Source organism: Pseudomonas oryzihabitans, from assembly GCF_007665395.1.
Classification (GTDB): domain Bacteria; phylum Pseudomonadota; class Gammaproteobacteria; order Pseudomonadales; family Pseudomonadaceae; genus Chryseomonas; species Chryseomonas psychrotolerans_C.
On record NZ_VDND01000005.1, the window covers coordinates 12,682 to 36,784 of the forward strand.

The window sequence follows — 24,103 nt, forward strand, 5'->3', positions numbered from 1 at the left end:
TCATGAGCGATCCGACCCACGTCCCGCACCGTCCCTCGCGGCCCGAGCGCCTGTTGCAGGCCGTGGGCGTCCTCTTGTTCCTCGCCACCTTCGGCGCCATCACCGGCGGGGTGGTGGCGCGCTACTTCCATTTACCCGGCTTCGAGTGGTCGTTCGAGATCGCCGCCCTGAGCTTCGTCTGGGTCACCTTCATCGGCTGCGTACTGGCCGAGCTGCGTGGCGAGAACGTGCGCTTCGTCGGCGTCCTGCTGCTCCTGCCGCCGGCCGGTCAGCGCGCCCTGCAGGTGTTCGGTTGCCTGGTGCTGCTGGGCGTCAGCCTCTGGCTGCTGACCAGCGGCTGGGCAGTGATGGAGCGCTCCGGGCGGGTACCGACCCCGGTGCTGCGCTGGCCCTCCGGCCTGATGACCCTGGCGCTGGTCAGCGCGGCCGCCATGCTCACCGTCATCGCCCTGCTGCGGCTGTGGCGCCTCTGTGTCCGTCGGGAGCCCCAGGCATGACCGTCCTCGCGCTGTTCCTCGCCTTCATCGTGCTGCTGCTGGCCGGCATCCCCATCGTCTGGGCCATGGCCGGCGCCAGCATCGTCGCCCTGCTGGTGGGCGACCTGAGCATGCCGCTGGCCTGGCTCGCCCAGCAGACCATCCGCGGCGCCGATTCCGCCACCCTGAGCTCCATTCCGCTGTTCCTGCTGGCCGGCGAGCTGATGAACCGCGGCGGCTTGACCCGGCGCATCATGCGCATCGCCGAACACTTCCTCGGCCGCTTCCGCGGCGGCCTGGGCCTGGTCAACGTGGCCACCGCCTTCGTCTACGGCGGCCTGACCGGCTCCGCCACCGCCGACACCGGCGCGGTGGCCAAGGTGATGATCCCGGCCATGGAAGAACGCGGCTATCCGCGCGCCTTCGCCGCCGCGGTCACCGCCGCTTCCGGCACCCTGGGCATCATCGTGCCGCCCAGCGTCATCCTCATCCTCTATGGCGTGCTGACCAACACCTCCATCGGCGGACTATTCGTCGCCGGCCTCATCCCCGGCGTGCTGCTGGCGCTGACCTTCATGGTCACCGCCTATGTGGTCGGGGTGCGCGAGAACTTCCCCAAGGTCGACGAGCGCCTGCCACTGCGCGAGCTGCTGCGCGACCTCGGCTACGCCCTGCCGGCGCTGCTGATGCCGGTGCTGGTGCTTGGCGCCATCGTCAGCGGCTTCGCCACCGCCACCGAGGCCGCCGCCGTCTCGGTGCTCTACGCCCTGGCCGCCGGCGCCCTGGTCTATCGCGAACTGCGCTGGCGCGACCTGTTGCCGGCGATCCACGAAGCCGTGGTCACCACCGGCTCGGTGATGATCATCATGGCGGTGGCCATGCCCTTCGGCTGGATCCTCACGGTGGAGCAGGTCCCCCATACCGTGGCCGGCTGGATCGTCGATCTGCATACCGGTCCGCTGCTGACCATGCTGATGATCGTGCTAGCGCTCAAGGTGGTGGGCTTCTGGCTCGACCTCGGCCCGGCCATGATCATCCTCGCGCCCATCCTAGTGCCCATCGCCAAGGCCGCCGGCTTCGAGCCCTACCAGATCGGCCTGATCTTCACCGTGACCCTCGGCTGGGGCCTGTTCACCCCACCTATAGGCACCAACATCTTCGTGGTCTGCAACGTCGCCCGGCTGTCCATCGGCGAGGTCTCCTGGCGCCTGGTGCCCTTCTGGATCGCCACCGCCGTGGCCGTCGCCCTGCTCGTGCTCTTCCCTTCCCTGAGCGGCTGGTTACCCCGCCTGCTCGGTTACTGATCAACCCGCAATCCGAGTACCTCCGTCATGACCTTTCTCGTGGGTGGCATCTCCAGCGCAGGACGCGCCCTGCCCGATCTCCAGGGCCACGCCTTCCGGGTCACCCGCTCCGCGGGTGCCTACCTCTGGGACGACCGCGGCCAACGCTATCTCGACACCGCCATGGGCTTTGGCGCCACCCTGCTCGGCCATGCCCCGCCCCCGGTGCTGGAGGCGGTCGCCCAGGCCCAGGCCGAAGGCCCCATGCCCTCCTTCGCCCACGCTCGCGAGGAAGCCGCCGCCGCCGCCCTGGCCGCCCGTTGCGGTGACCTGTCGCAGGTGATCTTCCTCAACACCGGCAGCGAGGCCGTGCACCTGGCCTGCCGCACCGCACGCATCGCCACCGGTCGCGGTCGCATCGTCAAATTCGCCGCCGCCTACGACGGCTGGTACGACCCGGTGGCCTTCGGCAACGCCCAGTCACCGGCCGCGCGCATGACCGGCGCCCGTCCGGAGCGCGATGGCATGCTGCTGCTGCGCTACAACGACTTCGCCGACGTGGAGCGACTGTTCGCCGAATACGACGACATCGCCGCCATCCTCATGGAACCGGTGCTGGCCAATGCCGGCTGCCTGGAACCAGCCCCCGGCTATCTGCAGTACGTCACCGACCGCGCTCATCGTAATGGCGCCCTGGTGATCCTCGACGAGGTGCTGATGGGCTTTCGCCTGCACGCCGGCCTTACCGGCCACTATCTAGGCGTGGACGCCGACCTGGCGGCTGTGGGCAAGGCCATCGGTAGCGGCATTCCGGTCGCCGCCCTGCTCGGCAAACCGCCCATCATGGAGCTGTTCGAGCGCGGCCAGGTGGTGCGCGCCGGCACCTACAGCGGCAATCCGCCAGCCTGCGCCGCAGTGCTCGCCACCCTCGAGCTGCTGGTCCAGCAGGACTACTTCGCCCTGCTGGCCCGCGGCAACACCCTGCGCGCCCGGCTGGCCAGCACCTTCGCCGCCAAGGGCCTGACCTTTTCCAGCAGCGGCTACGGCAGCGTCTTCACCCCCTGGAACCGCGACCAGGCGCCCGCCGACTATGCCCAGGCCGAAACCAGCGTCGATGCCGAATGGACCCGCGCCCTGCACTTCGCCCTGCGTGCCCGCGGCGTACTCATGATGCCGGTCGCCTATGGCCGCCTGTACCTGACCTTCGCCCACGACGACGCTGTCCTGGCGGAACTGGAAGCGGCCTTTACGGAGGTGGCCCAGACCTGGGCATAGGGATGGGACTTGTCCGAACGATGCCTGCGCCCGGCGACTGTTCGGACAACGCTTAGGCGATCGCAGCGCGCTGCCGCTCCTGATAGCGATCGCGGATGAAATTGGCCAGCCGCCGGGTGCTCAGCCGCGCCCCGGACGGCACCAGCAGCGCCAGCTCCAATTGCGGCAGCAGGGGCAAGCCCTCGGCCGCCCCCAGCACGCGCCAGCCGTCCGGGACCACCGAGGCCGGCAATACCGTCACCGCCGCACCCAGGCGCACCGCGGCAAGCACCCCGGGCAGGTGCGACGACGACGAGACGATGCGCCAGGGCCGCCCGGCCTCGTCCAGCGCCGCGAGGATGCCGGGTCGCGCACGACAGCTGTCGGCGAACAGCGATAGCGGCAACACCTGCTCCCGTTCCGGACGTTTTCCCACCACGCTGCACCATACCTGGGCCTCCGCGCAGAGCAGCTCGCCGTTGGGACGCCCAGCCTCGCGGGTGACGATAGCCAGATCCAGATCCCCCACCTGCACCTGGGGCTCCAGGCGTTTGGAAAAGTCGCAGAGGATCTCCACCTGAATCTCCGGATGCTGCGCCGCGAAGGTCTGTAGCAGCCAGGCGCCGAGACTGTCCAGGTAGTCGTCAGGCATGCCGATGCGCACCCGCGTCGCCTCCAGCTTGCACTCCAGGGCGCACAGCGCCTCGTCCTCCAGGATCAGCATACGCCGCGCGTAGCCCATCAGGATCTCGCCGTGGGCGGTGAGGCTCACCCCCTTGCGACTGCGCTCCAGCAGCCGCTTGCCCACCCGCTCCTCCAGCCGGCTGACGATCAGACTCACCGCCGCCTGGGTCTTGCCGATCCGCTCGGCCGCCGCCGTGAAACCGCCGTGATCGATCACCGCGATGAAGGTAGCGAGGGCATCGGTATCGAAATGGCGCATGGCGCGAACTCGTGACAGCGGGGCGATAGGCTGTGTCAGGCAAATTGCGTTCCGTTGTGACGCGCCGCCGTCAGTCCAGCCAGCGATACATCACATAACAATCCACCAGCCCCAGTCTCCCGTGTCGATAGGCCTTGGGCAGGGTGCCAACGATCTCGAAGCCATGCTTTTGCCACAGCCGTACCGCCACGCTGTTGCTGGCCACCACCGAGTTGAACTGCATGGCCTGGAAGCCCAGCTCGCGGGCCACCTGCAGCGAGTGCTCGCAGAGGGCGCCGGCCACGCCCTGGCCACGGGCGGCGGGGGCGACCATGTAGCCGCAATTGCAGACGTGGTCACCCGGGCCCATAGCGTTGGCCTTGAGGTAGTAGCTGCCGAGGATCTGGCCATCACGCTCGGCGAGGAAGGTCGCCCGCGGCAGCTCCACCCAGAGGCGCCAGGCGTCGTCGCGGGTCATGTCGGGATCGTAGGCGTAGGTCTCCTGCGCCTGGACGACCTGCTGGATCATTGGCCAGACCTGGTCGAAATCGGCGGCTGTCAAGGGGCGAATCTGCATGGGTGACTCCGGCTGAAAGGCGAGGCACCAGTGTCGCCTAGCCTGCCAAACCTGCCAAATCCACCTCCGCTGCCAGCCCGATGTGAGCATCCTGGCGACAGGCCGCCAGCAGCTCCTCGGCAAGATCCTCGTCATCGAGCGCCCGCGCCAGGGCCACGCCGCCGATCAGGGTGGTGGCCAGCTGCAGCGCCCGGCTCCGGCGCTGCGCCGCCGAGCCGAGTAGATCCTGCTCCAGCCGCCGCACGAAGCCGTCGAAGAAGCGCGTGTAGCTGCCGCGGATGGCGACCTCTCGATGGGTGACGTCCGCCGCCAGGAAGGCCAGCGGACAGCGCAGCGACTCGCCCTCGGCATGCTCGCGGCTGAGGTAGTGCTCGATCAGCTGGCTCAGGCCTGTACCGCCGAGGCTGTCGAGACGGGCGCTGCCAACCCGGGCGGCGTGGCCGATGGCCTGGTCGTAGACGTCGGTCTTGGTGCGAAAGTGATGATAGAAGGCACCGCGCGTCAGGCCGGCATCGGCCATCAGCTCGTCGAGGCCGACGGCGTCGAAGCCTTTCAGGGCGAACAGGCGGGCGGCGCTGTCAAGGATGCGTTGGCGAGTCTGCTCGCGTTGATCAAGGGGCCAGGCCATGACTGCTCCAGATTATGTTCTTGAACATAAGGTCCCCTTTGCCAGCATGCAGCCTTCTTTGCAAGGAGCCTGACCCATGCCGCCCTATCTCTTCGGTCCCGCGTTCAGCAGTCTGGTACGCAGCGTGCGCCTCTATAGCCTGGAACGGGGACTGGACCTGCCCTGTGGTCTCGCACCAGCGGGGCAGCCAGTCGCCTGGCGCAGCGAAGCCCATCTGGCGCTGCATCCCTTCGGCCAAGTCCCGGTGCTGCTGCACGGCGAACGCCACGTCTTCGAGACCCTCGCCATCTGCCGCTACCTTGATCGGCACCTGCTCGCCGCTGTCGAGGCTCCCGACCATCCCCAGCATGACGCCTGGACCAGCGCCCTGCTCACCACGGTGGATACCCGCCTGATCCGCCGCTATCTGCTACGCGTCGCAGGCCCGCGGCCGGATCCCCAGCTCACGGATGTAGAGCATGAACGCGCTGCCGCCGAGGTCGGCGCGACCCTGGCGGTGCTCGATCGCCAATTGGGTGACAGTGTCTTCCTCTGCGGGCCCGACTTCTGCCTGGCCGATGCCCTGCTGGCACCGATGCTGGACTATTTGGAGCGCCTGCCGGAACCCCGCTGGCTGGCCACCTGGCCGCGCCTCGCCGCCTATCTCACCCGCCTGCGGGAGCGACCCTCCGGCCAGGCGATCCTGGTACCGGCCGACTTCACGCTACGTTGAGGCAGTCGAACCCTGACCTTGCGGCAATCACTTCGCGTTTCCGCCAGCAAGAATATCGACGACGTCATACTCGCCGGCTGATTACGAACCTTAATCCTGAACATCCAACCATCCCCTCTCCCCCTGGGAGAGGGCTAGGGTGAGGGCCGCCCCGCACTTCAGCCAGACGCCTGCCTCACCTCATCCCGACCTGCTAGCCTTGGGGCACCCCCTCCGCCACCAGGATCGCCCATGACCACCGTCCGCCCCATCGCCCTCGTCACCGGTGCCTCCCAGGGCATCGGTCGTGCCGTCGCCCTCGGTCTACTGCAGGACGGCTTTCGCGTGGTCCTAGCCGCCCGCCGCGCCGAGCCCTTGGAGGCCCTGGCGCAAGAAGCCCGTCAACAGGGCGGCGAGGCCCTGGCGGTGACCTGCGACGTCACCGACGCCGCCAGTGTCGAGGCGCTCTTCGCCCGGATCCGCGATACCTACGGCCGCCTCGACCTGCTGTTCAACAATGCCGGCGTCGGCGCTCCGGCGGTGCCCATCGACGAGCTGGAACTGGACGCCTGGCACCGGGCGGTCAACACCAATCTCACCGGCGTCTTCCTCTGCAGCCGCGCCGCCTTCGCCCTGATGCGCGAGCAATCGCCGCGCGGTGGCCGCATCATCAACAACGGCTCCATCTCGGCCCATACACCCAGACCCTTCAGCGCGCCCTATACCGCCACCAAGCATGCCGTGGCCGGGCTGACCAAGGCCCTGGCCCTGGACGGCCGCGCCTTCGACATCGCCTGCGGCCAGATCGACATCGGCAACGCCGCCACCGAGATGACCGAGCGCATGGCCAACGGCGTGCTCCAGGCCGACGGCAGCACCGCCGTGGAGCCACGCATGGATGTCAAGCACGTCGCCGACGCCGTCCGCTACATGGCCAGCCTGCCGCTGGACGCCAACGTCCAGACGCTGACGGTGATGGCGACCAAGATGCCGTTCGTAGGCAGAGGGTAGGTTTCACGTGGAACCCGATTAGCCCCCTTCGCTTGACGAGTACTCGCAGATGATCCCGACAGACATCGTCAGCTTCTGGCACACCGCCGGCAGGCATAAATGGTTCAACGGCGGCCCTGCCTTCGACGCCGAATGCCGTACACGTTTCGAGCTGGCGCACTTCGCCGCCAGTCGCCGCGAGTTCGATGACTGGGCACATACCGCCGAAGGCGCCCTGGCCTTGTGCCTGCTGCTCGACCAGATCCCGCGCAATATCTTTCGCCACAGCGGCCATGCCTTCGCCACCGATGGCTTGTCGCTACACTATGCCGACCAGGCGATCGAAGCCGGCCTGGACCTCGAGATCGAACCCGAGCTGCGTGCCTTCTTCTATCTGCCCTTCGAGCACTCCGAAGTCCTGGCCGATCAGCAGCGCGCGCTCGCCCTGTTCGAGGCCCTAGGCGTCGAACACTACCGTCGCTATGCCCAGGCGCACCTGGAGGTCATCGTTCGCTTCGGGCGCTTTCCCCATCGGAACCGGGCACTGGGCAGGCTGGATACGCCGGAAGAACAGGCCTGGCTGGAGGCAGGTGGCGGCTTTTAGGACAGCCTCTTTCAAAGCACCCGGCGCGCAACCAGGGTCTCGACCTATAGGGCGTCCCGCCACTCCACCACCAGATCCGCCCGCGCGCGGTCGCCGTCGATCAGGCGCGCATTGGGCTCGTCGGTGCTTTCCACCCAGGCCTCGGCGTCGACGCGGCTGCGGCCGAAGTGCATGTGGCGGGCGACCAGGCGGTCGCGGCGCTCCTGGGGATCGACGCGGACGTACCAGCACTCGTCGAACACCTCGGCCACATCGTGCCAGGGCGCCTGGGTCAGCAGCAGGTAGTTGCCCTCGCTGATCACCAGCTGCGTCTCGGCATGGACCGGGATGGCGTTGGCGATGGGCTCTTCGAGCTCGCGGTCGAACAGCGGCGCATAGACGGTCTCCCCCGCTACCGGCGCCTTTAGCCGCTGCAGCAGGGCGCGGTAGCCGCGGGCGTCGAAGGTGTCCGGGGCGCCCTTGCGCTGGGCACGACCCAGGCGGGCCAGCTCGCGATTGGCCAGGTGATAGCCGTCCATGGGGACCACCACGGCGCGCTCGCCCAGGGCCGCCGCCAGGAGTTCGGCCACCGTCGACTTGCCCGCACCCGGGGTGCCGGCAATGCCCAGCAGGCGGCGACCACGCTGAGCCAGCAGCGCCTCGGCGCGAGCCAGGAGTTCGGCGGGAAGGTGCAGGCCGGCTACCGGACGCTGACTGCTCATGCCGGCAGCCTCGGCAAGGAACCCACGTGGATAGCGGACGAGCGAACAGGGGCGGTCATGAGGCCTTCTCCGGCAGAATGGAATCGCGGCACGCTAGCACCCACCCGCGCAGCCGTCGACTCGCAGCGAGCGGCGCCGGAAAGCGGTCACAGTCCGCTGCTCTCCACCAGGGCGAGGGCCGCACGCCCCTCGGCATCCGCCCGGCGCTCTCGTACACTCCGCTACCGATCCGCCGCGGGCCACCCCGCGCTGCCTACAAAGGGACTTGTCGCCATGAAGAAACCGCTACTCACCACCCTCGCCGGCCTGGCCCTGGTGGCCGTCGGCATCGGCGTCGGTGGCGCCTGGTACACCGGCAGCCGGCTGGAAGGCGAATTGCGCCAGGCCGCCAGCCAGGCGCAGGTGGCCCTGCAGGCGGAATTGCCCGAGTACCCCTTGCAGGTCCAATTGACCGACCTGCAGCGCGGGCTGTTCAGCAGCACCGCCACCTTCAGCGTGACCGTGCAGGCCGAGGATCGTCAGCCCGTCGAGGTGCTGCGGGTGCAGGACGCTATCCAGCACGGGCCCTTCCCGCTGACCCGCCTGACGTCCCTGCAGCTGACGCCCGTCATGGCGGTAAATCGCTTCACCCTGGCCCGCACGCCGCTCACCGCCGACCTCTTCACCCTGGCCAAGGGCGTCGAGCCCGTGCGACTCGACGCCACCCTGGGCTACGACCAGGGCGTCGACGGCCTGTTGACCCTGGCCGCGCTGCACCTGGACCAGCCACAGGGCGCCGTGGCCTTCTCCGGAATGAACGCCACCTTCCGTACCGACCTGGAGGCACGCCAGCTGCGCCTGGACGGCGCGGTGGGGCAATTCAGTCTGAATGTCCGTACCCCCGAGGGCTGGGCCAAGCTGGAGACGGAAGGCTTCGCCCTGACCGGCGACAACAGCCGCAACGCCGATGGCTTCTGGCTCGGCCCGGGCCAGCTGCGCCTGGCGCGCCTGCTGGTGGCCATGCCCGGCAAGCCGACGGTGGAGCTGCGGGACCTGCAGTTGCAGAGCGATACCCAGCAGCAAGGCCAGCAGCTGTCCGGGACGCTCAAGGCCAGCCTCGGTCGGCTCGACGTCGCCGGCCAGACCCTGGGCAAGGCGAGCCTGAGCGGACGCTATGCCAATCTCGACAGCCCGGCCCTCGCCCAGCTCAATACCCTGCTGCAGCACCTGCAGCTGGACACCGAGGCGGGCCTGGACCCGACCACCCAGGCGACTCTGCAGCAGCACCTCAGCGATGTCCTCGCCGCTCGGCCGCAGCTGGTGATCGACGACCTGCGCCTCGACACGCCCAATGGCAGCAACCAGCTGCGTCTGGACCTGACGCTGGACAAGCCCGCGACCTTCGAGGTGACGCCTGAGCAACTGGCGGCCCAGGTGGTGTCCCGTCTCGACGCGCACCTCTCGGTTGCGCGCAGCAGCCTGGTGGATGGCGTCCTGTTCCAGGCCGGCGCCGGCAGTGCACAGCCAGCGCTGCAGCAGCAGGCCCGCGCCACCGCCGAAGCCCTGGCCAGCATCGGCCTGAACAGCGGCCTGCTCAAGGCCGAGGGCGACAACCTGGTGGCGACCCTGGCCTACGCGGCGGGCCGCCTGACCCTCAACGGCCAGGAGGTCCCGCCGGAGCAGCTGTTGGCGCTGCTGGAGCGCCCGCAGCCAGCAGCGCCCGCGCAACCCCAGCGCAAGGCGCCGAAGCGTTAGCGGATGGTGCTGCTGTTGGGCTTCGACGATAGAGCCGTCTCAACCCAACCTACCTCACCCTGTAGGTTGGGTTGAGCGCAGCGAAGCCCAACACCTTGGTGCCGCTCCCCTCACCCCAGCCCTCTCCCTTGGGGAGAGGGGGCTCTCTGGCGCCTTCTGTAGCTGGTGTAGGTTGGGTTGAGCACAGCGAAACCCAACAATATCCCTACCTGCTGACCGTTAGGCGTCGACAAGGGAGCCGTCTCCACCCAACGTACCTCATCCCGTAGGTTGGGTTGAGCGCAGCGAAGCCCAACACCTGGGTGCCGCTCCCCTCACTCCAGCCCTCTCCCCTGGGGAGAGGAGGCTATCTGGCACGTTCTGTAGCTGGCGTAGGTTGGGTTGAGCACAGCGAAGCCCAACAACGTCCCTACCTGCTGACCGTTGGGCTTCGACGATAGAGCCATCTCAACCCAACCGCCCTCACCCCGTAGGTTGGGTTGAGCGCAGCGAAGCCCAACATTTTGGTGCCGCTCCCCTCACCCCAGCCCTCTCCCCTGGGGAGAGGGGGCTATCTGGCGCCTTCTGTAGCTGGCACAGGTTGGGTCGAGCGCAGCGAAGCTCAAAACCGACCCAACCGCCCTACTTCAGCTCCAGCCCACCGCTCGCCTTGTTCAGCTCGCGCAGGTGCTTGCCCAGCAGGTCGAGGTTGGCTTCGGTCAGGTCCAGGCCATCGCGCGCCTCCGGCGAGAGCAACTGGCGGACCTCGTTGTTGAGCGTATCCCTGAGGCTGCGCAGGTGGGCCTGGCGCTTCTGGCTCTCGGCGGTCAGCTGCTCCCACTCGCCCGGCTGTGGCAGGCCATAGCCGTCGGTGCCCAGCAACTCCGCCGGACGACTCAGATAGCCGCTGTCCTTGAGGATCTGCTCCAGGGCGCCGCCGGCCTTGCCGAAGCGTGCCTTGTCCACCGCGTCCTGGCCGAGGTAGCGATCCTTGAGCTCGGTCTGCGCCTGCAGCAACGCCCGGCGATAGGCCGCCTGCTCCAGGAGCAGCAAAGCCGCGCTGGCGCGCAGGTCGGCGCGCTGGAATTGCTCGCGCCGCTGCTGCGGAGTCAGCGCCAGCCAGGCCTCCACATCGGCCTGGGGCAGGTTCAGGCGCTCCTTGGCCACCTTGAACATGGCCTGGAAGCGCTCGCGGAAGCTGTCGAAGCGATAGCCCAGGCGCAGCGCCTCGCGTGGATCGTCGAGCACCGAGGTGTCCACCAGGCCCTTGATCTTCAAGGCATCCATCAACCCGGTGGGGGTGATGACGTCGAGCTGGGCCGCGGCCAGCCGCGGTACCCCGTCGTGCAGGAGCTTGAAGGTCTCCACCGCGCAGTTGTTGGTCACGAAGTAGTACTGGCCGTCGTAGCTCCAGTGCACCTGGGCCGTGCGTTCCAAGAAGTCGGCGATCTCCGGGCGGGTCAGTGTGAGCGGCACGGATTGCAGGCCGCGCAGCTCCACCTTGGTGTATTCGTCGACCACCTGGGCCAGGGGCAGCACGAACAGCCGCGAGGGATAGGAGCCGGTCAGGCCGCGCCAGCTGGAGAGCTGGACGTCGTTGACGAAGGCGCGGAACGACAGCACCAGGTGGTATTGCAGGTCCAGCCGGCAATCCGGTCCGCGCGGCCGGCCGGGGGCGCAGACCACCAGGCGCAGCATGCTGTGACCCCAGCGGCTCATGACCTTCTCGTTGCCTTCGGCGAGCAGGTAGTCCACCGCATAGACCCGCTCCGGATCGAGCCAGCCCAGGGGCGCTTCGCCGAAGTCATTGCCGGCGTTGAGATAGGGATAGCGGCCGGGACAGGCGTCGTGCTTGGGCGACCAGCCGAAATGCTCGGCGAAGTAGCGCTGCAGCGCCGGGCGCCGACAGGCATAGCTGGGGTCGAGCAGGAAGTATTCCATGTTCACCGCCACGAATTCCTTCGGGTTGGTGACTTCGTAGAGATCCGGGCTGCGGGCGATGAACAGGTTCTTCGACTCGCGATTGCCGTGCTTGCGGGTCTTCACCTGCCAGCCGGCCAGGTCCAGCAGACGGGGGTCGTCGGACAGGGTGTAGCTGCGCCCGGCCTGGCCCTGGCATTTCAGCGGCAACTGGTCGGAGGTCAGGCCGAGGCCGCCGCAGGAGAGGATCAGTTGGCGCTGCGCGGGGGTCCAGACGCGCTCGCGATCATAGAAATGGGTTAGCTCATGGAGCACCGTGGCCAGCAACTCGCGGTGCTGGGTGCCATGGGGCCGCCCGGTCTGGATGCGGGTATCGCTGCCATCCACCAGGCTCGCCAGCAATTTGCGATTGAGCAACAGGTCGCGCCGATCGGCCTCGCCGTAGGCCTCCTCCAGCAGCTTGTCGCTCCAGTGCACCGGGATGCGCTCGTCCAGCGCCGCCTTGAAGGTGGGCGGCAGCAGCGCCTGGGCCTCGTCCAGCAACTGCTGGGTCGCCTGGATCTGTGCGGGCGTCAGGCCCTGGGTATCGAGTTCGAGATGCAGGGCGGCCTGAGCCCCGCCAAGGGTCAGGCCGGCGGCGAGGCCGGCCAGCCACTGCCACAGCCGGCCAGCGCGGCCGTTCACAGCGCGAGGATGGCCTGGGCCAGCTGCAGGTCGTTGGCCTGGCGGGCAGCCGGGAGCTGGTCACGCAGGCTGCGGAAGGCTTCTTCCAGCTGGACGCCGCGGATGTCGCCGTTACTGGCGACGAAACTGGCGGCATCGCCACGGGCGGCCTGGATCATCTTGGCGTCGCGGATGGAGGTGGTGGTATCGGAGGTGAAGTCGATGCTGCGTTGCAGCGCCCGCACCACGATGTTGCTGGTGGCCACCAGGGTCTGGGCCTGAGCCAGGCTCGAAACGCCCAGGGTCAGGGCAGCGGCGATAAGCAGGGAACGGCGCATGGATACTCCAGGGATGTCACGGAATTGAAACGGACTACTGACTCAGAATGGCCTGGGCGAGTTCCCGATCGGAGGCATGCAGCCCGGGATCGGCCGCGCGCAGGGCCCTCAGGGTTTCTTCCAGCTGGGCACCGCGCAGGGCGCCATCGGTGGCGACGAAGGCCGCGGCATCGTCGCGGGCGGCCAGGACCAGCTTGTTCTGGAAGGGGCCGGTGGTGAGCTGGCTGGTGCTATAGATGGTCTTGACCAGACCCTCGGTGGTGGAATCGAACGCCAGGACCGGCGTGGCGAGGCAGAGACCGAGCAGCAACCCGGCAGAACGGCGGAAATACATGGATGGCGACCCTCCGGTGGCAGTTGGTCGCCAAGGCTAACGCAGCCCCCCGCTCCGGGCTAGCAGGCACGGCGCGCGGGGTGTTTCACGGCAGGCCGATCTAGAGCGCGACGATGGCCTGCGCCAGCTGCGCATCGCTCGCCTGGCGCAGTTCCGGCGCCTGGCTGCGCAGGTGGTCGAGGGCGGCCTCGAGGCGCACTCCACGGATGTCGCCGGCGCTGCCGACGAAGCTGGCGGCGTCGTCGCGGGCTTCGAGCACCAGCTTGTCGTTCTTGAAGGAGCCGGTGATGGCCGAGGTGGCATCAGACGTCGCGTCGATGGCGTTGACGATGATGTCGGTGGTGACATAGAAGCTCGACGCCGAGGCGGCGGTGGACAGGCAGAACAGCGCCGCGGCGGCGCCCAGGTGCAGGCTTTTCATGGGTGACTCCCGTCTGGATAGGCCTGAGTGAGACTACCGCCAACGCCAGGAAGTCGCACCTCGCCGCGCAATTTCACTCGCGCCAGAACGGCTTGCCCCCTTCCCGGTATTGGTCTGCCGGGTTGAGCCCCAGGTCGGCCAGTGCACGGCCATCCAGCTGCTGCAGCTGCCGGCGACCCTGCGCGCGTGAGTGCCAGCGGACGAACAGGGCGAGCAATCGCACGAGTAGGGGGCGACGTTTACGCAGAGGCTTGGGCAAGGTAACGAGGGAGAGGTGATCCATGGCGATGTCCAGCTGAGCGGCAGGGAGCACTCAGCTTCGCCGTTCACTGCAAGACAGAACACCTACAGGCAGACTTTACTGTACCCGTACAAAATCATATCGATCATATCTGTACTCATCAGGATCGAGGGAACCGCTCTGGCTGGCCCCGCTGCGCCGGTCGGCTAAAGCCCAGCTGTACCCCTCACCGGCGGCGTACCCCTGAACTGCCCGAATCGCTACAATCGACTTTTCAGCGCCCATCCGCGAGAGGCACCGCCATGAGCTTCAAAGTTTTCGTCGACGGCCAGGAAGGTACCACCGGCCTGCGCCTGCTGGATTACCTGACCGGCCATTCGGACATCGAACTGCTGCGCATCGACGAGAGCAAGCGCAAGGATCCGGCCGAGCGCGCGCGCTTCCTCAACGCCGCCGACGTGGCCTTCCTCTGCCTGCCCGACGCGGCCTCCCGCGAAGCGGTCGGCCTGGTGACCAACCCCAACACCTGCATCATCGACGCCAGCACCGCCTTCCGCACCGACAGCGGCTGGACCTACGGCCTGCCCGAGCTGGCCCTGGGTCAGCGCGAGGCGCTGCGCGCCAGCAAGCGCATCGCCAATCCCGGCTGCCACGCCAGCGCCTTCATCCTGCTGGCCCGCCCGCTGGTGGACGCCGGGCTGCTGCCGCCGGAGACGCCCCTCGCGGCCTTTTCCCTGACCGGCTACAGCGGTGGTGGCAAGCAGATGATTGCCGCCTATGAGGCTGGTGGCGACGCGCGCCTGCAGAGCCCGCGCCCCTATGCGCTGGGCCAGGGCCACAAGCACCTGCCGGAAATGCGCGTGCAGAGCGGCCTGGCCGCCGCACCCGTGTTCAGCCCCATCGTCGGCCCCTTCCTCAAGGGCCTGGCGGTGACCATCCCGCTGCACGCCAGCCAGCTGCGCCCGGGTACCACCGCCGCCGACCTGCAGGCCGCCCTGGCCCGTCACTACGAAGGCGAAGCCTTCATTCGCGTCGCGCCGGTCGCGGCCGAGGAAGAACTGGACAACGGCTTCTTCGACGTCCAGGCCACCAATGACACCAACCGCGCCGACCTCTTCGTCTTCGGCAATGCCGAGCGCCTGACGCTTATCGCGCGGCTGGACAACCTGGGCAAGGGGGCCGCCGGCGCCGCAGTCCAGTGCATGAACGTGCACCTGGGTGTCGACGAGGGTCTGGGGCTCAACAGCGGCCGCTAGTCAGGACGCAGGCTTTCTGTTCGGCCGGGGCGAACCTTTTCCGAGGCGCCCCGTCTGAACTGCTGAATGGCTTGGATAGCCGTTCTGCTCCTTTGCTGTTTAGTGTTGGCAGATGCTGGACCCACCTTTGCGGTCCAGTCTTGAACTCCGGACTTCTCCCCTCCCCCGATGGAAGTCCGGAGTTTTTTTATGCCTCGCCGACGGCCTCGTCGAGGCCCAGCCAGGCGGCCAGCACCCGCTGGGCGTCTTCCACGCCCTGGCGCTTGGGCGCCGAGAACAGCTGGATGCTGGCGGTATCACCCCAGCCCTGGCGCAGGTCGCGCTGGACCTTGAGCAGGGCATTCTTCTGGGCGCCGAAGGCCAGTTTGTCGGCCTTGGTCAGCAGGATGTGCAGCGGCATGGAGCTGGCCTGGGCCCAGTCCAGCATCAGGCGGTCGAATTCGGTTAGCGGATGGCGGATATCCATCATCAGCACCACGCCACTCAGGGAATGGCGGCTGCTTAGATAGGATTCCAGGTGCTCCTGCCAGTGCTGCTTGAGCGGGATGGGCACCTTGGCGTAGCCGTAGCCGGGCAGGTCCACCAGGCGTCGCTCGTCGTCGAGGGAGAAGAAGTTGAGCAACTGGGTGCGCCCCGGCGTCTTGGAGGTCCGCGCCAGGTTGGCATGGGTCAGGGTATTGAGCGCACTGGACTTGCCGGCGTTGGACCGCCCGGCGAAGGCCACCTCGCGGCCACTGTCGGCCGGGCACTGGTCGACCTTGGCGGCGCTGATGAGAAAGGACGCCTGCTGGCACAGACCGACGATGGGATTCTTGAAGCTGGACATGGGCGTACTCGCGACCGCGCGGCAAAGCCAGCAGTATATCGGATGCGCCGGGTCAGGACCGCGCCCGCCGGCAACCTGAACGAAGCCTGAACATGGCCGGCGTACGACGACCTGTCGACTAGGCGCGGCCCCGCACCCGGCTACAATGCCCGCAATCCGTAACGCCCGGTTGGTGGGCGTGTCATCCCCCAGGAGTAGCCCCATGCGCAACCTGCTTTTCTCCGCCGTGTTCGCCGCCGCCAGTCTGTTCGGCGCGGCTGCCCATGCCGACGACATCCAGGCCGGCAAGCAGTACACCGAACTGAGCAGTCCGGTTCCGGTGTCCGAATCCGGCAAGATCGAAGTGGTTGAGCTGTTCTGGTACGGCTGCCCGCACTGCTACGCCTTCGAGCCCACCCTCAACGCCTGGGCCAAGAAGCTGCCCGACGACGTCGCCTTCAAGCGCGTCCCGGCCATGTTCGGGGGCGTCTGGAACGTCCACGGCCAGCTGTTCGTGACCCTCGAGGCCATGGGCGTGGAAGCCAAGGTGCACGACGCCGTCTTCGCCGCCATCCACAAGGAACACAAGAAGCTGGCCACCCCCGAGGAGATGGCCGACTTCCTCGCCACCCAGGGCGTGGACCGCGACAAGTTCCTCAGCACCTACAACTCCTTCGCCGTGAAGGGCCAGGTGGAAAAGGACAAGAAGCTGGCCATGGCCTACCAGATCACCGGCGTGCCGACCATGGTGGTCAACGGCAAGTACCGCTTCGACCTGGGCTCCGCGGGTGGTCCGGACGAGACCCTGAAGGTCGCCGACTTCCTGATCCAGAAGGAACGCGCCGCCAAGTAAGCGCCCGCCGCCGCCGCGTCCTGCGGCGGCGCCTCCTCAGCTCGTCCCGCCCAAGCCGCCTCCGGTCGTCCTGCTCAAACTTTCCCCATCCCGGCCGATACCCTAGCGACTATCAGGTCGGCTGGCCGCTTCGGCGTGCCTGCCTGCCGGCCACCCTCGAGCCTCTGGAGCAGGCGGATGGAGCGCGCGGACGTCGAACGCTGGAAAAACAAATACCTGGAAAGCCTGGAAACGCTGGAACGCCTGGAAGCCCGGTGGGAAAACCGCCTGGACCTGGTGCGCCGCGGCCTGGTGCGCAGCAGTCTGGCCGCCGAAGGCAACGACGTGGCGGTGGACGCCTGCCTGGTCGAATTGCGTGACATCCTCCGCCGTGACGACAGCGACGCCGACCTCGCCCGGCTGATTCCCCGCCTGGAGCGCACCGTCCTCGACTCCGAGCAGCGTCGCGAAGCGCGCACCCGCCAGGTGGCCGAGGCCTTCGCCGAACTCTGCCGCCTCTTGCTGACCCTGGAGCTGCCGCGCGAACAGCGCAAGGCGCTCAAGGGCTTCGCCAAGCGCGCCCAGGCCGCTGCCGGCCAGCCGGGTGAACTGCCTGCCCTGCTCGGTGAATTCAGTCGCCTGCAGCAACAGGCGCTGGCCCAGCTGCATCCCGAGCAACCAGCCCGCCCCGGCCTGCTGCAGCGCCTGCTCGGCGGGCGTGGCGAGGCCGCGGAAGAGGCTGCGCCGGTACCCGAACCCGCTCAGCCAGCCGCCGTCTCCGCCGCGACCGCTGCGCCAGAACCACTGGAGACGCCCGCCCCGCCGGCGCTACCGGACCTTACCCCCGCGACGCCAGCCGATCCGGCCTATGCCCTGCCCCCGGCGCCCGAGCCTGGCTACAGCGCCATCGCGCCGCACCTGGAGGCGACCCTGCTGCGGCTGCTCGACGACCTGGCCCTGCCCGACAGCCACAAGCCCCAGGCCGAACACCTGCGCCAGCGGATCCAGGGCAGCCTGAACTGGTACGAACTGGTTCCGGTACTGGACGACCTGTCGGTGCTGGTCCTGGCCCTCAATCATTCCGGGCAGAGCGAATTCCAGCACTACCTGCGCCGGCTCAACGAGCGCCTCGCCGCCTTCCAGACCGGTCTGCAGGACGTCCACGTCCAGCGCGCGGACGGCCAGACCCAGGAACGCGCCTTTGGCGACGCCCTGCGCGGCCAGGTGAACGAGCTGCAGGCGGAGGTGCAGGAAGCGACCGACCTCGACGGCCTCAAGCTGGCGCTGGATGCCCGCCTGGAGGGCCTGCTGTCCAGCCTGGCGGCGCAGCAGGCCCAGCGCGAGACCCGCGAACAGGAAGCCAGCGTGCACCTCAGCGCCCTCACCGAGCGGGTGGCGGGGATGGAGCGTGAAGCCCAGCAGTATCGTGGTCACCTGGAAGAGCAGCGGCAGAAGGCGCTGTGTGATCCGCTCACCGGCCTGCCCAACCGCGCCGCCTGGAGCGAGCGCCTGGACCTGGAGGTGGCGCGCTGGCAACGCCATGGCGGCGACCTGCTCATGGCGGTGCTCGACGTGGACCTGTTCAAGCGCATCAACGACGGCTACGGCCACCTGGCTGGCGACAAGGTACTCAAGATCATCGCCAGCGAATTGCAGCGGCGCCTGCGCAAGACCGATTTCATCGCCCGTTTCGGCGGCGAGGAATTCGTCCTCCTGCTGGGCGCGACGCCCCTGGCGGGTGGCGCCACCCTGATTGAGCAGCTGCGCGCCGCCGTGGCGGCCTGCCCCTTCCATTTCAAGGGTGAGCGCGTGGTGGTCACCCTGTCCGCCGGTCTTGCGGCCTTTGCGCCGGGCGAGGATGCCGATACCGTGTTCGAGCGTGCCGACCAGGCGCTCTACCGCGCCAAGCGCGCCGGACGCGATCGCCTGGAAGTGACCTGACTCCTTCACCCTCGCGAGGTACCCGTGCGAAACCTGCTCAAGCTCCTCCCCTGGCTGCTCTGCGGCCTGCTGCTGGCCGGCTGCGCCAGCGGCCCACGGATCAACGACGACTACACCTCCCGCGACCAGGACAGCCGGGTGCAGTACATCGTGCTGCACTACACCGCGGCCGATTCCCAGCAGTCGCTCAAGCTGCTGACCCAGGCCGGCGTCAGCGCCCACTACCTGATCGATACCGATGGCACCATCTACCGCCTGGTGGACGAGAATCGTCGCGCCTGGCATGCCGGCGCCAGTGAATGGGAAGGCCGTACCTGGCTGAACTCCACTTCCATCGGCATCGAGATGGTCAACCTGGGCTTCCGCGAGACCCCGGCGGGACGCCAGTGGTACCCCTTCAGCGAAGCCCAGATCCAGGCGCTGATTCCACTGCTCAAGGACATCGAGCAAAGGCACGGGCTGGATAGACGCGCCATCGTCGGGCACAGCGACATCGCGCCCGGGCGCAAGCAGGACCCGGGGCCGCTGTTCCCCTGGGCACGCCTGGCCGCTGCCGGGCTGATCAACTGGCCGGACCCGGCGGTGGTCGCCCAGCGCCAGGCCAGCCTGGGCGGCGTGCTGCCGCCGCCCGCCTGGTTCCAGGATCAACTCGCCCGGATCGGCTACGCGGTGCCCCGCAGCGGGGTACTCGATACCGCCACCCGCGACGTCATCGGCGCCTTCCAGATGAAGTACCGGCCGGGCCGCTTCGACGGCCAGCCGGACCTGCAGACGGCGGCCCTGCTGCTCAGCCTGCCGAGCGGGCGCTAGGCCCTGGCCGAAAGGTGCCTGGGCGGTCCTACAGGCGCACGCTGGCGAAGGTGGATTCGCCCTGGGCCTGGCTAAGGGCCGCCAGCGCCGATGAGGCCGGCATCAGCGACAGCTCCTGGGACAGCGGCATCAGCGCGATGGGCTGCTGGATGGTCGGGCCCTGGCGCTCGTCGCGCGGCGGGATGCCGAAGTATTCGCGGTAGCACTTGGAGAAGTGCGGGGTGGAAACGAAGCCGCACACCGAGGCCACCTCGATGATCGACAGGGTGGTCTGCTTGAGCAGCTGCCGGGCGCGGATCAGGCGCAGCTTGAGGTAGTAGCGCGACGGCGAGCAGTGCAGGTACTTCTGGAACAGCCGCTCCAGCTGGCGCCGGGACACGTCCACGTAGACCGCCAGTTCGTCGAGGTCGATGGGCTCTTCGAGGTTGGCCTCCATCAAGGCCACGATCTCCTGCAGCTTGGGCTGGTTGGTGCCGAGCATGTGCTTGAGCGGCACGCGCTGGTGATCCTGCTCGTTGCGGATGCGCTCGTAGATGAACATTTCCGAGATGGCGGCCGACAGCTCGCGGCCATGCTCGCGACCGATCAGGTGCAGCATCATGTCCATCGGCGCGGTACCGCCGGACGCGGTGCAGCGGTTGCGGTCGATGGTGAACAGGCGGGTGCTGAGCACCACGCGCGGATAGGCTTCCTGCAGGGCCGCCAGGGTCTCCCAGTGCACGCTGCAGTCGTAGCCGTCGAGCAGGCCGGCGCGGGCCAGGGCCCAGCTGCCGGTGCACACCGCGCCCAGCTTGCGCCCCTGGCGCGCCTGGCTCTGCAGCCAGGTGCAGTGCTCGCGCGAGACGCTGCGCTGGATGCCCACGCCGCCGCAGACGATCACCATGTCCATCGCCGGGGCGGCGCTGACGGCGCTGTCCGGGGTGATCTGCAGCCCATCGCTCGCCCGCACCGGCCGGCCGTCCAGGCTCAGGGTGCACCAGCGATAGAGTTCCCGCCCCGACAACTGGTTGGCCATGCGCAGCGGCTCCACGACCGAAGCCAGGGAGATGAGGGTGAAATTGTCCAGCAGCAGGAAGCCGATGGACTGGATCGCACGGGCCGGTGACGAGGTGGGAATGGGCGACATGGTGGGAATCTCCTTCACGCAGGCTGGAGGCCCTTTTCTGGGCTCTAATGAAATCCCGCAGACGACACTGAACGAAAAATGTGTCGCGGACACATAAGTCATGTCGCAATTCCCATGCCGAAACTGTGTGAACCCCGACGCAAGCTTGCTGTCTGGGACGCGCCCTCCACTCGGTTGCCGCCAATGGCGTTGATTAGATGGGGTTTTCAGTTGCGACCTCACTGATCCGAGACCGACCTTGCGACCCTTACCCCGTGCCTGATTCGATCTCGCGGTAACACCTGGACGTAACCGACGCGCGCCAAAATGTGGCAAGGCGACTCAGCCGGCACGGTTGTAGGTCAGCCTTGCCGACCGTCCGTCGCCCTTCTGGCCACTTGTGGCGAAAAGCCATGACGGTGCGGGCCGGACGGACCGGTACGTGCAACACGCAGGGCCCCAACCCGCTCGAACCCTTGGAGTCCAGGATGAAGATCGCCCCAGCACTGTGGTTGTCCGGTCTGTTGCTGAGTACGATGGCGCAGGCGGCAGAAGAACCCGAGAGTTGTCGGCAGGTCCGCCTCGTCGACGTCGGCTGGTCCGACCTCGACGTCACCAACGCCATGACCCGCTACCTGCTCAGCGCCCTGGGCTACGACACCTCGGTCCTCAAGCTGCCCCTGCCGGCGACCTACGAGGCGCTGGCGAAGAACGACGCCGACGTCTTCCTCGGCAACTGGATGCCGGCCCAGACCAAGATCAGCCAGCCCTATGTCGAGGCGGGCAGTGTCGAACGGCTGCACGTCAACCTGGAGGGCGCCCGCTACACCCTCGCCGTTCCCCAGTACGTCTACGACGCTGGGGTCAGGCGCTTCGCCGACATCGGCACCCACGCGGAGCGCTTCGGCAACACCCTCTACGGCATCGAACCCGGTAACGACGGCAACGCCCTGGTGAAGAAGATGATCGCCAGCAACGCCTTCGGCCTGGGCGGCTTCACCCTCAACGAATCCAGCGAGCAGGGCATGCTGACCCAGGTGCGGATGAAGGAATTGCTGGGCAACCAGTGGATCGTCTTCCTGGGCTGGGAGCCGCACCCGATGAACATCCGCCACAAGCTGGCCTACCTCGATGGCGGCGACGACTATTTCGGTCCCAACCAGGGCGGCGCGACGGTCTATACGCTGACCCGCAAGGGCTATGCCCAGCAGTGCGCCAACGTGGGTCGCCTGCTGGGCAACCTAGTCTTTTCCCTGGACATGGAAAACCAGCTGATGGACCGGGTGCTCAACGAAAAGGACAACCCGCGCCGCGCCGCGCGCAATTGGCTCAAGCAACATCCCGAGCAGCTCGACGCCTGGCTCAAGGGCGTCGTCACCCGCGGCGGAACCCCGGGCAGCGCCGCGGTCAAGGCCAGCCTGGCCAACTGAGTGCCCACCGCGGGACCGTGCGTCCCGCTCTCCGGCCGGCGCTGGCGGGAGCCAAGCGACCCGGCCGCGCCCAGCCACACCGGCGCGACGTACCGCTCGCCGGGGCCTCCCCCCGGGCTCACGCTGGATGCGACATTTCCGCTTCTGGTTACGACGCCGCGTACACTGGTAGCGACGCAGGCGGTAGGCGAGCCTGGGGGGATGGGTTACAGATAAATACACGCGGGGCGCACCGAAAGGTACCCCGCCAACCGCAAGGAGAGGTGTCCATGAAAGGTTGTTCCCGTTGGCTCTTGAGTGTTGCGCTGTTGGCTCCGCTCGTTGCTCAGGCAGACGAGCCGGCTTCCTGCGCCAAGGTTCGCTTCGCGGATGTCGGCTGGACCGACATCACGGTGACCACGGCCGTGACCAGCGAGGTGCTGCACGCCCTCGGCTACCAGACCACGACCAACATGATCTCCGTGCCGGTCACCTACAAGTCCTTGCAGAACAAGGATATCGACGTCTTCCTCGGCAACTGGATGCCGAGCATGGCGGCGGACATCAAGCCCTATGCGGACAATGGCAGCGTCGAGACCGTGCGCGCCAACCTGGAGGGCGCCAAGTACACCCTGGCCGTGCCCCAGTACGTCTACGACGCCGGGGTCAAGAGCTTCGCCGACCTCGCCAAGCATGCCGACAAGTTCGACGGCAAGATCTACGGGATCGAGCCGGGCAACGACGGCAACCGCCTGATCCAGGGCATGATCGACAAGAACACCTTCGACCTGGGCAAGTTCAAGCTGGTGGAATCCAGCGAGGCCGGGATGCTCTCGCAGATCCAGCGCGCCGAGCGGCGCCAGCAGTGGGTGGTCTTCCTCGGCTGGGAACCCCACCCGATGAACACCCGCTTCAAGATGGCCTATCTCGAAGGCGGCGACGACGTCTTCGGCCCCAACTACGGCGGCGCCACCATCTACACCAACGTGCGCAAGGGCTACGTCCAGGAATGCCCCAACGTGGGCAAGCTGCTGACCAACCTGTCCTTCACCCTGGACATGGAAAACCAGCTGATGGACAAGGTCCTCAACGAGAAACAAGCCGCGAGCGCCGCTGCCAAGGTGTGGCTCAAGGCCCATCCGCAGGTGCTCGACCAGTGGCTGGCCGGCGTGACCACACGCGACGGCAAGCCCGCTGCGGAAGCGGCCAAGGCCGCCCTGGCACCCTGACAGAACAATAACATTCGACTGTCCCGCGCCGGTTCGGGCGGGTACTGCCACAGCCGAAGCACGACTCGGCTTCCGTCGTGCTTCGACCTGTCCACCCCTACCTGACGGGCACCGTTATGTTACTCACAGACCACAAACTCCCTCTCGGCCAGCAGATCGCCGACTTCATCGACTGGTTGACGCTGCATGGCGCCGGGGTCTTCGACAAGATCTCCGACGTGCTGTCCGGCCTCATCCACGGCCTCACCGCCGGTCTGATGTGGTTCAATCCGCTGGCCTTCATCGCCCTGGTGGTGGTGGGGGTCTATCTGTTGCAACGTAGCATCGGCCTCACGCTGTTCGCCCTCGCCTCGCTGCTGCTGATCCTCAACCTGGGGTACTGGCAGGAAACCATGGAAACCCTGGCCCAGGTGGTCTTCGCCACCCTGGTGTGCATCGCCATCGGCGTGCCGCTGGGCATCCTCGCCGCGCACAAGCCCTGGTTCTACACCGGCCTGCGCCCGGTCCTGGACCTGATGCAAACGGTCCCGACCTTCGTCTATCTGATTCCTACCCTGACCCTGTTCGGCCTGGGCGTGGTGCCCGGGCTGATCTCCACGGTGGTCTTCGCCGTGGCCGCGCCGATCCGCCTGACCTGCCTGGGCATCCAGGACGTTCCCGCCGAGCTGATGGACGCCGGTAAGGCCTTCGGCTGCTCGCGCTGGCAGCTGCTGACCCGCATCGAGCTGCCCCATGCCATGCCCAGCATCGGCGCCGGCATCACCCAGTGCATCATGCTCTCGCTGTCCATGGTGGTGATCGCCGCCCTGGTGGGCGCCGATGGCCTCGGCAAGCCGGTGGTGAACGCGCTCAACACCGCGGACATCGCCCTGGGCTTCGAAGCCGGGCTGTCCATCGTCCTGATCGCCATCCTGCTCGACCGGGTGTGCAAGCAACCCGCCCCACGCGAGGTTAACTAAG

Annotated in this window: 25 protein-coding genes; 14 read left to right on the forward strand and 11 right to left on the reverse strand. The window is 67.6% G+C overall.

Annotated elements, in window-relative coordinates; genetic code table 11:
* The first annotated feature begins 2 nt into the window (after positions 1-2).
* The 3 genes from FSV73_RS12180 to FSV73_RS12190 are packed head-to-tail and all read left to right on the forward strand — an operon-like array spanning position 3 to position 3,034.
* Positions 3-497, forward strand: a complete 495-nt coding sequence (locus FSV73_RS12180) for a TRAP transporter small permease (RefSeq protein WP_145008075.1) — start codon at positions 3-5, stop codon at positions 495-497.
* Positions 494-1,780, forward strand: a complete 1,287-nt coding sequence (locus FSV73_RS12185; RefSeq protein WP_145008077.1) for a TRAP transporter large permease — start codon at positions 494-496, stop codon at positions 1,778-1,780. Before FSV73_RS12180 ends, FSV73_RS12185 begins: the two co-directional genes overlap by 4 nt.
* 27 nt (positions 1,781-1,807) lie before the next feature.
* Complete coding sequence (locus FSV73_RS12190) at positions 1,808-3,034, forward strand: aspartate aminotransferase family protein (protein ID WP_145008079.1); 1,227 nt, start codon at positions 1,808-1,810, stop codon at positions 3,032-3,034.
* A 52-nt stretch (positions 3,035-3,086) separates the two neighbouring features.
* Here FSV73_RS12190 and FSV73_RS12195 read toward each other — a convergent pair whose 3' ends face one another.
* From FSV73_RS12195 to FSV73_RS12205, 3 genes are all read right to left on the reverse strand, one after another.
* Positions 3,087-3,956, reverse strand: a complete 870-nt coding sequence (locus FSV73_RS12195) for a LysR family transcriptional regulator (protein ID WP_145008081.1) — start codon at positions 3,954-3,956, stop codon at positions 3,087-3,089.
* Between the two features lie 70 nt (positions 3,957-4,026).
* Positions 4,027-4,512: a GNAT family N-acetyltransferase gene (locus tag FSV73_RS12200; protein ID WP_145008083.1), complete on the reverse strand. Its 486-nt coding sequence runs from the start codon at positions 4,510-4,512 to the stop codon at positions 4,027-4,029.
* 37 nt (positions 4,513-4,549) lie between these two features.
* Complete coding sequence (locus FSV73_RS12205; RefSeq protein ID WP_145008085.1) at positions 4,550-5,140, reverse strand: TetR/AcrR family transcriptional regulator; 591 nt, start codon at positions 5,138-5,140, stop codon at positions 4,550-4,552.
* Positions 5,141-5,216: 76 nt separating this feature from the next.
* On the opposite strand from FSV73_RS12205, the gene FSV73_RS12210 reads away from it, so the two are divergent.
* The 3 genes from FSV73_RS12210 (at position 5,217) to FSV73_RS12220 (ending at position 7,425) form a co-directional block, all read left to right on the forward strand.
* A complete protein-coding gene (locus FSV73_RS12210; RefSeq protein WP_145008087.1) occupies positions 5,217-5,852 on the forward strand; it encodes a glutathione S-transferase family protein in 636 nt (211 codons plus the stop codon).
* A 231-nt stretch (positions 5,853-6,083) separates the two neighbouring features.
* Positions 6,084-6,842, forward strand: a complete 759-nt coding sequence (locus FSV73_RS12215; RefSeq protein ID WP_145008089.1) for an SDR family oxidoreductase — start codon at positions 6,084-6,086, stop codon at positions 6,840-6,842.
* Positions 6,843-6,891: 49 nt separating this feature from the next.
* Positions 6,892-7,425 carry a DUF924 family protein gene (locus FSV73_RS12220; RefSeq protein ID WP_145008091.1) on the forward strand — a complete coding sequence of 178 codons (534 nt, stop codon included), beginning with the start codon at positions 6,892-6,894 and terminating at the stop codon, positions 7,423-7,425.
* Between the two features lie 44 nt (positions 7,426-7,469).
* On the opposite strand, the gene FSV73_RS12225 is transcribed toward FSV73_RS12220, so the two are convergent.
* Positions 7,470-8,126, reverse strand: a complete 657-nt coding sequence (locus FSV73_RS12225) for a nucleoside/nucleotide kinase family protein (RefSeq protein WP_145008093.1) — start codon at positions 8,124-8,126, stop codon at positions 7,470-7,472.
* Positions 8,127-8,399: 273 nt separating this feature from the next.
* Between FSV73_RS12225 and FSV73_RS12230 the strand changes: the two genes are divergently transcribed.
* The gene (locus FSV73_RS12230) at positions 8,400-9,860 is read left to right on the forward strand and encodes a YdgA family protein (RefSeq protein ID WP_145008095.1); all 1,461 of its coding nucleotides are present in this window, start codon (positions 8,400-8,402) and stop codon (positions 9,858-9,860) included.
* Positions 9,861-10,481: 621 nt separating this feature from the next.
* On the opposite strand, the gene FSV73_RS12235 is transcribed toward FSV73_RS12230, so the two are convergent.
* The 5 genes from FSV73_RS12235 to FSV73_RS12255 form a co-directional block, all read right to left on the reverse strand.
* Positions 10,482-12,443, reverse strand: a complete 1,962-nt coding sequence (locus FSV73_RS12235) for a DUF7844 domain-containing protein (protein ID WP_145008097.1) — start codon at positions 12,441-12,443, stop codon at positions 10,482-10,484.
* A complete protein-coding gene (locus FSV73_RS12240) occupies positions 12,440-12,760 on the reverse strand; it encodes a DUF2388 domain-containing protein (RefSeq protein WP_059230344.1) in 321 nt (106 codons plus the stop codon). Before FSV73_RS12240 ends, FSV73_RS12235 begins: the two co-directional genes overlap by 4 nt.
* A 34-nt stretch (positions 12,761-12,794) precedes the next feature.
* The gene (locus FSV73_RS12245; RefSeq protein ID WP_145008098.1) at positions 12,795-13,094 is read right to left on the reverse strand and encodes a DUF2388 domain-containing protein; all 300 of its coding nucleotides are present in this window, start codon (positions 13,092-13,094) and stop codon (positions 12,795-12,797) included.
* 100 nt (positions 13,095-13,194) lie between these two features.
* Positions 13,195-13,515 carry a DUF2388 domain-containing protein gene (locus FSV73_RS12250; RefSeq protein WP_145008100.1) on the reverse strand — a complete coding sequence of 107 codons (321 nt, stop codon included), beginning with the start codon at positions 13,513-13,515 and terminating at the stop codon, positions 13,195-13,197.
* A gap of 73 nt (positions 13,516-13,588) precedes the next feature.
* Complete coding sequence (locus FSV73_RS12255; protein WP_260856067.1) at positions 13,589-13,828, reverse strand: DUF1127 domain-containing protein; 240 nt, start codon at positions 13,826-13,828, stop codon at positions 13,589-13,591.
* Between the two features lie 230 nt (positions 13,829-14,058).
* Between FSV73_RS12255 and argC the strand changes: the two genes are divergently transcribed.
* Positions 14,059-15,012, forward strand: a complete 954-nt coding sequence (gene argC, locus FSV73_RS12260; protein WP_145008102.1) for an N-acetyl-gamma-glutamyl-phosphate reductase — start codon at positions 14,059-14,061, stop codon at positions 15,010-15,012.
* A 187-nt stretch (positions 15,013-15,199) separates the two neighbouring features.
* Here argC and yihA read toward each other — a convergent pair whose 3' ends face one another.
* Entirely contained in the window at positions 15,200-15,838 is a 639-nt protein-coding gene (gene yihA, locus FSV73_RS12265) for a ribosome biogenesis GTP-binding protein YihA/YsxC (RefSeq protein WP_145008104.1), read from the reverse strand.
* A 202-nt stretch (positions 15,839-16,040) separates the two neighbouring features.
* On the opposite strand from yihA, the gene FSV73_RS12270 reads away from it, so the two are divergent.
* The 3 genes from FSV73_RS12270 (at position 16,041) to FSV73_RS12280 (ending at position 19,400) form a co-directional block, all read left to right on the forward strand.
* Positions 16,041-16,670 carry a thiol:disulfide interchange protein DsbA/DsbL gene (locus FSV73_RS12270; protein ID WP_145008106.1) on the forward strand — a complete coding sequence of 210 codons (630 nt, stop codon included), beginning with the start codon at positions 16,041-16,043 and terminating at the stop codon, positions 16,668-16,670.
* Positions 16,671-16,847: 177 nt separating this feature from the next.
* Positions 16,848-18,590 (forward strand): GGDEF domain-containing protein, encoded by a 1,743-nt coding sequence (locus FSV73_RS12275; protein WP_145008108.1) that lies wholly within the window; start codon positions 16,848-16,850, stop codon positions 18,588-18,590.
* 24 nt (positions 18,591-18,614) lie between these two features.
* Positions 18,615-19,400, forward strand: a complete 786-nt coding sequence (locus FSV73_RS12280) for an N-acetylmuramoyl-L-alanine amidase (RefSeq protein WP_145008110.1) — start codon at positions 18,615-18,617, stop codon at positions 19,398-19,400.
* Between the two features lie 28 nt (positions 19,401-19,428).
* On the opposite strand, the gene FSV73_RS12285 is transcribed toward FSV73_RS12280, so the two are convergent.
* Positions 19,429-20,526 (reverse strand): GlxA family transcriptional regulator, encoded by a 1,098-nt coding sequence (locus tag FSV73_RS12285; RefSeq protein WP_145008112.1) that lies wholly within the window; start codon positions 20,524-20,526, stop codon positions 19,429-19,431.
* Positions 20,527-20,993: 467 nt separating this feature from the next.
* On the opposite strand from FSV73_RS12285, the gene choX reads away from it, so the two are divergent.
* From choX to choW, 3 genes are all read left to right on the forward strand, one after another.
* Positions 20,994-21,935, forward strand: a complete 942-nt coding sequence (choX, locus tag FSV73_RS12290) for a choline ABC transporter substrate-binding protein (RefSeq protein WP_145008114.1) — start codon at positions 20,994-20,996, stop codon at positions 21,933-21,935.
* Positions 21,936-22,204: 269 nt separating this feature from the next.
* Positions 22,205-23,143 carry a choline ABC transporter substrate-binding protein gene (locus FSV73_RS12295; RefSeq protein WP_145008116.1) on the forward strand — a complete coding sequence of 313 codons (939 nt, stop codon included), beginning with the start codon at positions 22,205-22,207 and terminating at the stop codon, positions 23,141-23,143.
* Positions 23,144-23,259: 116 nt separating this feature from the next.
* Positions 23,260-24,102, forward strand: coding sequence for a choline ABC transporter permease subunit (gene choW / locus FSV73_RS12300; RefSeq protein WP_145008118.1), 843 nt, complete (start codon positions 23,260-23,262; stop codon positions 24,100-24,102).
* The last annotated feature ends 1 nt before the right edge of the window (position 24,103 follow it).